Here is a 10,852-nt window from a genome sequence, read left to right as displayed (position 1 = left end):
GAGGGTGCGCGGGGGCCGCAGCTGGGCGCGCAGCGCGCGCCGCCAGGAGGCCAGGGGGGAGGCGCTCACCGGGGGGCCGGCACCTTCCGGGCCACCTCCTCGACGAGGTGCAGGGCCTCGTCGCGGGTGTAGGCCCCTTGCGTGCCACTGCGCAGGAGCAGCCGGTGCGCCAGGCACGGCCCGAGCACCGCCCGCACGTCGCCGGGCGTCACGAAGTCCCGCGCGTCCCAGAGCGCGTGGGCCCGGGCCGCCATGCCCAGCGCCAGCACCGCGCGCGTGGACGCGCCCCGCTCGATGTCCCCGTGCGCGCGCGTGGCCTGGGCCAGCCGCACCACGTATTCGGCCACGGCGGTGTCCAGCCGCTGCGCGGCCACCTGGGCCCTCAGCGCGGTGAGCTCCTCCGGCGTGCTCACCGGCTCCAGCACGTCCACGGACGAGGCGGTGTCGCGCTGCTGCGTGAGCAGCCGGGCCTCCACCTCGGGCGCGGGGTGGCCGAGCGACAGCCGCATGAGGAAGCGATCCAACTGGGAGTCCGGCAGGGGGTAGGTGCCGGAGAAGTCCACCGGGTTCTGCGTGGCCACCACCGTGAAGGGGCGAGGCAGGGGGTGGGTGGTGCCATCCAGGGACACCTGCCCCTGGGCCATGGCCTCCAGCAGCGCGGACTGGGTGCGCGGCGGGGCGCGGTTGAGCTCGTCGGCCAGCACGAGCTGGCGGAAGATGGGACCGGGCCGGAAGGAGAAGGTGGCCGAGGCGGCGTGGAAGACCTGGGCCCCGAGGATGTCGGTGGGCATCAGGTCCGCGGTGAACTGCACGCGCGACAGGCTCAGGCCGAACGAGCGGCCCAGGGCCTCCACGAGCGTGGTCTTCCCCACGCCGGGCACGTCCTCGAGCAGGAGGTGGCCGCCGGCGGCCACGCAGGTGACCGCCAGGCGCAGCTCGCGCTCCTTGCCCTGCACGGCGAGGGACAGGTTGGCGGCCACGCGCTCGAGCGCGGCGCGCGCGGTGGCGGCGGAAACGGGAGGGGTGACGTCGGCTCGGGCAGGGGCGTTCATCGGGCGGCCCACTCTACTCCAGCCCGAGCGCGATCCTGGGCAGGTGCGACACCTTCCCCGCGATGCCCGCTCGGGGGAAGTGGCCGGCGGCGTGACGCTCGCCAGGCCGACTGGTGGGCCCCTGGGGACCGCGAGGCGCTTCTCCCGGGGCGGGGAGGAGGTACGCCTCGAGCGGCCTTCAGGGCCCGCGAACTACGCGAGGACTTCTTCGGGCCGGTAGTACGCGTTGGACGGGGTCGTCTCGCCGAGGCTCAGGCCGAAGTAGCGGAACATGCGCTGCTGGTGCCGGTCCAGGCCCCGCATCCGCACCTTGCGATCCACGAGCCCGGTGGTGAGCACGCCCACCGCGGAGTCCCGGAATTCACGCAGGTGGGTGAAGTCCACTTCGACTTCCCGCGTCGTTCCCAGCGCGTCCAGCGAGCTGCGCAGCAGCCGGGCCGTCTGCCCGTCCAGCGTGCCCTTCAACCGAAGGGTCATGCAACCCGCGCGCTCTTCCTGCTGAATTTCCAGCCCCACCATGGCTCGTCTCTCCGTGCGTCTCGCGGCGTCTCGTGAAGAGAACCAGCGCCTGTCGGGGGCGTCCGGCCCGAAGTGGAACCACCCACCCCGGCGCACAGCGGAACGGAACGTAAGATGCGCGGGAAAACCCAGAAAGGGCAGTCACTCGTGGGCGAAACCCGGATCATTGTCGGCCACTGGGCGTGCGGAGTGTTGGCCAGTCATCATCCCGGGCCCTTGGAGACCTTCTGCGCGTCCAGTCGGGTGAGTTCGCGGGCGGGCGGCTGGGTCTTGAGGCGGCGGAACTCGCGCATGACCTTGGCGGGGTAGCCCGCCATGAAGCGCTCGCGCACGTCCGTCTGGCCGAGGATCTTGCGCGCCAGGGTGGGCCCGGCGTTGTAGGCCACCAGGGCGCGCTCGGGCGTGCCGAAGCGGCTGATGAGGTTGGCCAGGTAGGCGGTGCCCAGCTCCACGTTGAGCTCGGAGTCGAACAGGTTGGTGCTGCGCTGCAGCTTGAAGCCGGCCTTGTCCGCCAGGTAGGTGCCCGTGTCCGGCATCACCTGCATGAGGCCCATGGCGCCCACCTGGGACACCGCGTAGTTGTTGAAGGAGCTCTCGGTGCGGATGACGGCCACCACCAGGAGCGGATCCAGCCCGTTGGCGCGCGCCTCGCGCACGATGGCCATGGCGAGCCGCCGCTGCTGGCGATCGGGCAGCTGCGAGGCCTGCACCGCCGCGGCGATGCCCAGGAGTTCCGCCTCGGCGTAGAGCTCCGCCTCGCGCTCCATGCGCGCCAGTTTGTCCTCCTGCTCGGCCAGCTTCGCGCGCAGCTCGCGCATCTCGGCGCTCTTGCCCCCGGGGATGTAGGGCTGGAAGGCCTGCGCCATCGTGCTCCCCAGACCCACCACCACCACCAGCGCCACCGTCCACGCCTTCATACCGTTCTCCCCCACACGCGCCATCGTTTGGGCCGCGTGTCCCCTTGCGGCAGTTGCCGAACCTCAAAGCAGTCCACGTGCCAGAGGCTAACTCCCTGGAATCACGGGTAGCGCGTCCAGGGTAGGACAATCCCCTCCAGGAAAAACGCCCGTTCCCCGCGTCTCGGGTCCAGGACGGGGCCTGTCGAAAGGAGGGGATGAAGAGGGGTTGCCCCCGCCCCCGGGGCACCCCAGCTTTGCGCCCGAGGCCTGGCGTGGCGCGCGCGAGAGGTGTGCGGGGCGCCCTGGGGTGGAGAGGAGTGGGCGGCGTGTATTGGACGATGAGCGCGATCCTGTTCTTGTTGTGGGTGCTCGGCTCGGTGACGGGTTCCACCGAGGGCCACTGGGTGCACCTGCTGCTGTTGTTCTCCGTGGTGACGCTGACGCTGGCGCTGGCGCAGCGGGGCAGGGGGTCCATGGCGTCATGAAGGACGCGCCCTCGGTCGTCCACGTGGAGCTGCCCCGGGACGCCGGGGGCTTCGTGCGGCGGGAGTGCCCGCGCTGCCAGCGGGACTTCAAGACGCGGCCGTGCCGCCACGACGCGAACATCCTGCAGCGCCGGCTCGCGTCGCTCTTTCCGTTCGAGAACGCGCACGAGAGCTTCGAGGACGTGCCCGACGGGTGGTGTCCTTATTGTGGGCACCGGGCCGCCGGGGACGAGTGGCTCACGCCGGCGCAGCAGGCCCACGTGGAGGACGTGGCGCGCTCGTGGGCCAACCACGTGCGCTACGAGCAGCTCGCGCACGTCTCGCGCACGCTGGCGGTCAATCCCCGGCCCACCTTCGTGAGCGCGCCGCCGGTGGCGATGCCCGGGCCCATGTCCCCGGACTCGGACGACCTGCGGCTCTTGCCGCTCGTGTGCTGTGGCGAGGACGTCAAGGCGCTCTGGGACTGGGAAGGGCCGCTGTTCTGCCCGCGCTGTGGCACCCGGCACGGGGGCCCGGAGGGCGCGCACGTCCCGGAGTGGGTGTTCATCCAGGAGTAGACGGGCGCGGAGCCAAGAGGGCAGGCTGCCGGCCCATGCGCTGGACGTGGACAGCCCGGAGGGTGGCGCCGCTCGTGTGGCTGGGCCTGCTCGCGCTCCCGGCACGGGCGCATGACGCGGACATCCTCTACGCGCAGCTCTGGCGCCCGGAGGCGGCGGGCGCCGAGGTGCGCGAGCGCATCACCCTCACGGCCGACACCCTCGCGCTGCTCCTCCCCGCGGACGCGGACGGCGACGGGGTGCTCACCCAGGCGGACCTCGACGCGCGCGCGCCCGCCCTGGCCCTGGGCTTCTGGGACGCCGTGCCGCTGAGCGCCGGGGACACCCCCTGCGCGCGCGGGGAGACGAGCGCCCGGGTGCGCGAGACGTACGTGGCGCTGGAGGCGCGCTTCACCTGCCCCCCCGGGGTGCTGCGCCAGCGCTTCTCCCTGCTGGCGCTCCTGCCCCCCTCCTACAAGGTCGTGCTGGGCAGCCTGGCCGAGGGCGAGCGGGGCCAGCGCTTCGCGGACGCGGCCCAGCCCACGGTGGTGATGGAGGAGCGCGCCGCCTCGGGGCTGCTCGAGTGGGTGGGGCTGGGGCTGTTCCACATCTTCCAGGGGGTGGATCACCTGGCGTTCCTCCTGGCGGTGCTGCTGGTGGGCGGCTCGCTCCAGCGGGTGCTGCTGCTGGTGACGGCCTTCACCGTGGCGCACTCGTTGACGCTGGGCGCCACGGCGCTGGGCTGGCTGCGGCTGGGGGAGGGCAGCGGCGGTTGGGTGGAGGTGGCGATCGCCGCGTCCATCCTCTGGGTGGCGGTGGAGAACCTCACGGGCCGGGGCCTGGGCCACCGCGTGGGGCTCACCTTCCTGTTCGGCCTGGTGCACGGCCTGGGCTTCGCGAGCGTGCTGGCCGGCTACGGGCTCGGCGACTCGGTGGTGGGCGCGCTGTTCGGTTTCAACCTGGGCGTGGAGCTGGGCCAGGCCCTCGTCGTCCTCGGGCTGCTGCCCGTCATGCGGCTCTTGCGCCGACGCCCCAGGTTGTACCAGCGGACAGTGCGCGTTCTGTCGCTCCTCCTCGCGGCCGGGGGAGGGTATTGGTTGGTGGAGCGGGCATTCGCGTTGATCGGTTGAATCCTGGCGAACCCGTTCATAGCTTCGAAACGGGGTAGGGGGCAGGACTTGGGGAGGGATGATGGGCGCGAGACATACCCGATTGGCCGCCGCACTCGCCGCGGCATGGGAATCCGAAGTGGTATCCGCACGGCGCATGACCATGCTCGCCGAACGGTTGGGGGACAGCCGGGGGCGGGCCCGACTGATGGTCCTCGCCGCGTTCTGCCGGGCACACGCCTCTCGGTTGCTGGCCCGTCTGGCGGCGCTGGGGCGCGGTCCCCTGCCCGTACCGCCCGAGGAGCTGACGCTCGACGACGACACGGTGCGTGAACTGCGGCGCGAGGCGGCTTTCGCCCGTGCGTCCGCCGCCCGCTACGAGTCCACCGCCGAGCTGGCCCGCCAGCACGCGGACCTGTCGAGCGCCTGGGTGTGCGAGCTCAACCGGACCGAGGAGCAGGATCGCTCCCGGGAGCTCTTCGCCCTGGCCGAGGGCGCCGCCCAGAGCGGAACCGTGGAGGCGCGGCCGGTCCAGGTCGCCGCCCCCGCCGAGTAGGCTGACAGCGCCCGCGCCTTTTGCGTAAAAAGGCGCCATGGCCAAGGCCGAGACCTACGACGATTTGATCTTCCAGTTGGGCGACCTCGCGCGGGATCGCCTCGCGGGCAAGCCCAACTGCCCGCGCACGATGGACCGCGTCTACCGTGCGGAGGCCGCCCTGGGCGCCCGGCAGGAAGAGCTGGCGGCGCTCGAGCAGCAGATGAACGACGAGGACGCCGCCTGGCAGGAGTACCTCGGCCAGTACGATCAGCGGAGAGCCGTCCAGGCGGAGATCGTCAAGAAGTGGAAGAAGGCGGTGGACGCCGTGGAGGGTCAGCTCAAGACCATCCGCAAGACGCTCATCTCCCGCCGGGCCGACCTGCGCTACGCGCAGACGTCGCTCAAGAAGATGGAGGCCAAGCACGCCGACCTGGAGCTCACCACCCAGGACGACTCGAAGCTGGCCATGTCCCGCGACAACATCAAGAAGAACCGCCTGCAGTCCATGCGCATGACGCGCGAGGTGGAGGACCTGGAGCGGCAGGTCGAGTTGGCGCTCACGCCCAAGCCCGGCCAGCCCGGCGCCCCGGGCCTGGTGGCCCACAAGCGCATGCTGGACATGGAGGACCAAATGACGGCCCGCAAGGAGGCGCTCGAGCAGGCCCTGGCGGACTACGACGCGGCGATCGCCCAGAAGGAAGACGAGGTGAAGGCCGCGGATGAATACCTGGAGCAGGCGCTGTTCCTGCTCGGCGAGGACGTGTACGCCCAGCGCATCGCGGACGCCCAGCTCGCCCCCTTCTACCCCCGGCTGGATCGCGCCCGGTGAGGGCCGCCCGCGCCCACGGTGCTTGACCCCGGGGGGGCAACTGGTACATTGCGCCGCTTCCCGGCGTCCGGGGAAGGGTCAAAACGGACGCAACTTGCTGAATTCATTGATGTTTTCGCGCGAGGCCGCGCGAGCTGTGAGGACGACGTGAAGGGTTTGATCGGTAAGAAGATTGGCATGACGCAGGTGTTCAACGACGAGGGCAACCTCGTTCCCGTGACGGTGGTCGACGTCAACACCTGCCACATCGTGGGCAAGCGCACGCCGGAGAAGGACGCCTACTCCGCCATCACGCTGGGCTTTGGTGAGATCCGCGAGAAGAACGTGAACAAGCCCCAGCTGGGCTTCTTCAAGAAGGCGAGCGCCCCGCTGCGCCGCCACCTGAAGGAGTTCCGCGTGACGGCCGAGGAGGCCGCCGGCTTCAACGTGGGCGACGCCGTCAAGGCGGACCTGTTCACCAAGGGCGAGCTCGTGGACGTCACGGGCATCACCAAGGGCCGCGGCTTCCAGGGCGTCATGAAGCGCTGGAGCTTCAAGGGCTCGCAGACGGCCACGCGCGGCACCCACGAGTACCGCCGTCACCCGGGCGCCATCGGTCAGCGTAAGACGCCCGGCCGCGTGTACCCGAACAAGAAGCTGCCCGGTCACTACGGCGTGGAGAAGGTCACCACCCAGAACCTGACCGTGGTGGACGTGGACGTGGAGAAGGGCCTGCTGCTCATCAAGGGCGCGGTCCCCGGCCACAACGACGGCATCATCGTCGTGCGCCCGAGCATCAAGGTCGCCATGCGCGCCCAGCACAAGGCCGCCCGCGCCGGGAAGTAGTCCGCCGCCCGCCCTGTGTGTGCTCCCTCCTTCCCGGGCCCTCCCGGGAGCGAGGGCCGGGCATCTCGTCCTACCGAGCCTCCAGGCACCGCCACAGGGTCTCCTCGACGCCCCGCTCCGGTCTCCCACCGGGCGGGGCGTTCGTGTTTTCCCCGGCAAGGGCCCCCGGCCCTCGTGCCCGGGGAAACGTTCTCCAGAGAGCGCTCGGTCTCTTCTCCGTATGAAAGCGCGTGCCCTGCAAGGCGCGCTCCCTTGATCCTAGGGAGCGGCATGCCCAGATGGATGCGCCATACGGACATATGACTCCACGGATCTCCTTTCGTTTCGTCTCGCTGGCCCTGGTGCTCTCGGCCCTGAGTGCGTCGGCCCAGCAGCAGGTACTGGATCCCGCCGCCGTGCGTCACCGGCTCTACTCGCCGGAGAACCGGCTGGAACTCTCGCTGGCGGTGGGTCTGCCCGCGCGTGAGTACCTCACGGGGCACTACAACCTGAACGTGGGCGTGGCCTACAACGCCTTCCGCACGCTCGGCCTGGAGGCGCGCGGCGGCTACGCGCTCAGCCGCCACACGGGCCTGGCGCGCTCGCTCTCCGAGAGCTTCCTCAACCGCGAGGACAAGCGCATCACCGACGAGCTGTCGGACATGTGGGAGATGGGCGCGCACGGGGTGGTGGGGGTCCGCTGGGCGCCCATCTACGGCAAGCTGTCGCTCCTGTCGGACGCGACGGCGCACTTCCAGGCCTACCTCTGGGCGGGCGGCGGACTCGCCTCGCTGCGGCGCGAGTCCATCGTGCAGTGCTCGCGCGTGGTCGATCGGGCGCGGGGCGTCTGTGACAACCGCACCAACCCCACGGACGCCTCCACCGCCACCGAGTCCTACTGGCGCACGGACAGCCGCGTGGCGCCGGTGGTGTCGGCCGCGGTGGGGCTGCGCTTCTTCCTCACCCAGCGCCAGGCGCTGCGCCTGGAGCTGCGCGACTGGGTCTTCCAGGACCAGTTCCGCGTCAACGTGGACCGTGAGCGCTGGGAGGCGGGGCAGGAGAGTGGTGAGCCCTCGCCCAACCCGGGATTCACGCACCTCGTGCAGTTCGACCTTGGCTACACCTTCCTTTTCTGAGGCCGCGCCCTCCCATGCGATCCACCGCGCTCTTGTCGTCGTTGCTCCTGGCGGCCGCGCCCGCCCTGGCCCAATCCCCCACCGGGACGCCGCCCTCGCCCGTCCGGCCGGAGACCCAGGTGTCTCCGCCCCTCCGGGCCGAGCCCGCCCCTCCCGCGCCTCCCGCCGACGCGCCCCTGGCCGCCGCGGCCGGGGACGCCCCCCTGCCCGTGGCCAACGCCGAGCAGCAGCGGCTGATCAACGGCGCGCCCCTGAACAACCCGAATGTCGCCGTGCACGTGGTGCAGAAGAAGCGCTTCGCGGACGCGGGCCGGCACGAGTTCACGCTCTACCCGGGGGTGCCGCAGATCAACGGCCGCTTCACCCGGCACGCGGGCACGGGCCTGCAGTACACCTACCACCTGCAGGAGAACTTCGGCCTGCAGCTGACCGGGCACTACAACTGGTACGCCAACGAGAGTGACTTCAACCTGGAGCTCATCGACAAGGTGCGCGAGCAGGCCCAGGCGGCCTCGGCGCTGCTCCTGTCGTGGGGGGCGCTCGCGGGCGTGGAAGTGACGCCGCTGTACGGCAAGTTCGCCTTCTACGACAACCACCTCTTGCAGTTCAGCGTGGTGCTCAGCGGCGGGGCGGGCTTCGGCTCCACGCGCGTGCTCATCCGCCCGGAGGTCACCCAGCAGGTGGACGGCGTGGGCTCGGTGGTGCCGGCGCGCTTCGGGGACACGGGCGGCAAGTTCCTCGGCTCGGTGGGCGGCGGCCTGCGCGTGCAGTTCGGCGACTCCATGGCCCTGCGCCTCGAGGTGCGCGATCAGGTCTACACCGCGCGCGTGGACCGGGTGGACGGCTGCAACCAGCGCGACTTCGGCCTCCTGGAGGAGGCGCGCGGCAGCGGCCAGACGTTCGCCGAGCTGGACCTGAGCGGCAGCTGCCGCTTCCAGAAGTTCGACGGCGTGGATCCGAAGACGGGCAAGAACTACCGGGAGGACATCGTGCTGGGCAAGGACCTGGTCGGCAATCCCTCCTCGGACGTGCTCAACAACCTCGGCTTCTACGCCGGCTTCTCCTACCTCTTCTGAGACCGCGCGCCATGTACCGACTCCTCCTGTCCTCGCTGCTCCTCCTCGCGCCGCTGGCCGCGTCCGCCCAGGACGCGGGCGCGTATGACCAGGCGCTCTCGGCCTTCAACTCGGGAGACGTGGCGCGCGCCGCGCCGCGCTTCCAGGAGCTGGCCACGCGCGCGAGCGACCCCGCCGTGCGCGCCCGCTCCGAGTTCTACCTGGCCCAGAGCCTGGTGCGCATGAAGCTGCCGGTGAGCGGCCTGCTCGCCTACGCGCGCGTGGTGGCCGCCGGGCCCCAGCACCCCTCCTACCTCCAGGCGCTGGAGGGCCTGGTGGACGTGCAGGAGACGCTCAACGAGCAGAACCTCGTGCCCAACCTGCTCGACAAGGCGTACACGCCCGAGGTGCGCGACACCTGGACGAAGCTGCCGCCCGGCGTGCTCGCCCGCGTCCACTACCAGCTGGCCACCATCAGCCACCGCCGCGGCAAGCTCGAGGAGGCGCGCACGCTGCTCGAGGCCGTGCCCGCCGACAGCCGCTTCTACGCCCGCGCGCGCTACCTGCTGGGCGTGGTGCTCGCGGATCCGCACTACCCGGGCCGTCCCGCCGAGGCCGATCGCCTGGACAGCGCCGCGCGCGCCGCCTTCCAGTCCGCGCGCGACGCGCTCCGGGACTCGAAGCAGGCGGGCCGCGAGGAGGTGGAGCAGCTCGCGCCGCTGGGCCTCGGCCGCCTGCACTACGGCCGCCACGAGTACCCGGCCTCCATCGCCGCCTACGAGTCCGTGCCGCGCTACGGCCGCTTCTGGGACCAGGCCCTGTTCGAGAACGGCTTCGCCCGCTTCCAGGACGAGGACTTCGGCGGCGCACTGGGCAGCCTCCAGTCCCTGCACGCCCCCCAGTTCGAGAACGCCTTCCAGCCCGAGTCGTGGATCCTCAAGGCGACCGTCTATTACTACTCCTGTCTCTTCGACGAGGTGAAGACCACGCTCGCCGCCTATGACGCGCTCTACGAGCCCATGGCGAAGCAGCTCGAGCCCTTCACCCGCGAGGACGTGACGCCCCTGAGCGCCTACAACCTGGTGGTGGCGGAGAACCGGCGCCTGCCCCAGCCCATCTACCTGTGGATCCACGACAACGAGCGCATCCAGGACGTGCGGCGCATGGTGGCGCGCGTGGAGGGCGAGCGCCGCCAGCTCAGCGAGCAGGGCGCCTGGCGCGGCACGGGGCTCGTGCAGGAGACGGTGTCCGCCCTGGAGGAGGCGCGCGACACCCTCACGCAGATCGGCGGACGCTACGCCAAGAGCCGGCTCCAGGAGGCCGCCCAGAACCTGCGCACCTTCTCGGATCAGGCGGAGATCATCCGCGTGCAGACGGCGCTCGACGAGAAGGACCTGCTGCTCGCGGGCGTGGATCAGAAGGGCCTGCTCAAGACGCAGTCCATCTACCGGCCGAAGATGCCGGGCGCCGACTGGAACTACTGGAAGTTCCAGGGCGAGTTCTGGCGCGACGAGATCGGCTACTACCAGTACACGCTCAAGCGCGGCTGCCCGGCCCGGCCCGAGCCCTGATCCACCGCTCCGGGCGGTTGTCCCCCTCGCGGCTGGCGGCCCGTTCCGCCAGCCGCGTTCGTTTGCGGGAGCGCCTCTGCCCGGTGGTGGACACTTCGAGCGAGGAGCCGGGCGAGCCGATCTCCGAGGTCCCCTCTCGGCGCTGTTCAGCCCTTGCCGATCTCCGAGGGTAGAGCACTTCTCATTCCAACTCCGCGTTTCTACTTTGGCCCGTACCTTACGGTGGGTGGTGACGGAGGCGGTTGGGGTGGTTCGGAGTGGCTCCACTGGGGAGAGCTTCGGCTGCCAAGGTGCCCTCTTTTTCCTGGCCCCACCACAG

Annotated in this window: 12 protein-coding genes; 9 read left to right on the top strand and 3 right to left on the bottom strand. The window is 70.9% G+C overall.

The genetic code is table 11. The features are described from left to right. Positions 1 to 65 precede the first annotated feature (65 nt). The 3 genes from I3V78_RS26635 to I3V78_RS26625 form a co-directional block, all read right to left on the bottom strand. A complete protein-coding gene (locus I3V78_RS26635) occupies positions 66 to 1,052 on the bottom strand; it encodes an AAA family ATPase (RefSeq protein WP_204491297.1) in 987 nt (328 codons plus the stop codon). Positions 1,053 to 1,244: 192 nt separating this feature from the next. Further along, entirely contained in the window at positions 1,245 to 1,529 is a 285-nt protein-coding gene (locus I3V78_RS26630; RefSeq protein ID WP_338023759.1) for an STAS domain-containing protein, read from the bottom strand. Between the two features lie 245 nt (positions 1,530 to 1,774). Next, positions 1,775 to 2,488 (bottom strand): transglycosylase SLT domain-containing protein, encoded by a 714-nt coding sequence (locus I3V78_RS26625; RefSeq protein ID WP_204491293.1) that lies wholly within the window; start codon positions 2,486 to 2,488, stop codon positions 1,775 to 1,777. Between the two features lie 320 nt (positions 2,489 to 2,808). On the opposite strand from I3V78_RS26625, the gene I3V78_RS26620 reads away from it, so the two are divergent. The 9 genes from I3V78_RS26620 to I3V78_RS26580 all read left to right on the top strand — a co-directional run bounded on the left by I3V78_RS26620 (position 2,809) and on the right by I3V78_RS26580 (position 10,533). Further along, positions 2,809 to 2,955 (top strand): lmo0937 family membrane protein, encoded by a 147-nt coding sequence (locus tag I3V78_RS26620; protein WP_239576620.1) that lies wholly within the window; start codon positions 2,809 to 2,811, stop codon positions 2,953 to 2,955. Continuing rightward, a complete protein-coding gene (locus I3V78_RS26615; protein ID WP_204491289.1) occupies positions 2,952 to 3,512 on the top strand; it encodes a hypothetical protein in 561 nt (186 codons plus the stop codon). Before I3V78_RS26620 ends, I3V78_RS26615 begins: the two co-directional genes overlap by 4 nt. 62 nt (positions 3,513 to 3,574) lie before the next feature. Continuing rightward, the gene (locus I3V78_RS26610; protein WP_338023758.1) at positions 3,575 to 4,621 is read left to right on the top strand and encodes a HupE/UreJ family protein; all 1,047 of its coding nucleotides are present in this window, start codon (positions 3,575 to 3,577) and stop codon (positions 4,619 to 4,621) included. Between the two features lie 136 nt (positions 4,622 to 4,757). Continuing rightward, the gene (locus I3V78_RS26605) at positions 4,758 to 5,156 is read left to right on the top strand and encodes a hypothetical protein (protein WP_239576618.1); all 399 of its coding nucleotides are present in this window, start codon (positions 4,758 to 4,760) and stop codon (positions 5,154 to 5,156) included. Between the two features lie 37 nt (positions 5,157 to 5,193). Continuing rightward, on the top strand, positions 5,194 to 5,967 hold the full coding sequence (locus tag I3V78_RS26600; protein ID WP_204491285.1) for a hypothetical protein: 774 nt from the start codon (positions 5,194 to 5,196) through the stop codon (positions 5,965 to 5,967). Between the two features lie 147 nt (positions 5,968 to 6,114). Continuing rightward, positions 6,115 to 6,792 (top strand): 50S ribosomal protein L3, encoded by a 678-nt coding sequence (rplC, locus tag I3V78_RS26595; RefSeq protein ID WP_204491283.1) that lies wholly within the window; start codon positions 6,115 to 6,117, stop codon positions 6,790 to 6,792. Between the two features lie 299 nt (positions 6,793 to 7,091). Next, positions 7,092 to 7,907 (top strand): outer membrane beta-barrel domain-containing protein, encoded by an 816-nt coding sequence (locus tag I3V78_RS26590; protein ID WP_204491281.1) that lies wholly within the window; start codon positions 7,092 to 7,094, stop codon positions 7,905 to 7,907. Positions 7,908 to 7,921: 14 nt separating this feature from the next. After that, positions 7,922 to 8,983: an outer membrane beta-barrel domain-containing protein gene (locus tag I3V78_RS26585; RefSeq protein WP_204491279.1), complete on the top strand. Its 1,062-nt coding sequence runs from the start codon at positions 7,922 to 7,924 to the stop codon at positions 8,981 to 8,983. An 11-nt stretch (positions 8,984 to 8,994) separates the two neighbouring features. Then, on the top strand, positions 8,995 to 10,533 hold the full coding sequence (locus I3V78_RS26580; RefSeq protein ID WP_204491277.1) for a tetratricopeptide repeat protein: 1,539 nt from the start codon (positions 8,995 to 8,997) through the stop codon (positions 10,531 to 10,533). The last annotated feature ends 319 nt before the right edge of the window (positions 10,534 to 10,852 follow it).

The organism is Archangium primigenium (genome assembly GCF_016904885.1).
GTDB lineage: Bacteria > Myxococcota > Myxococcia > Myxococcales > Myxococcaceae > Cystobacter > Cystobacter primigenius.
This window is presented reverse-complemented; position numbering and strand designations above follow the sequence as displayed.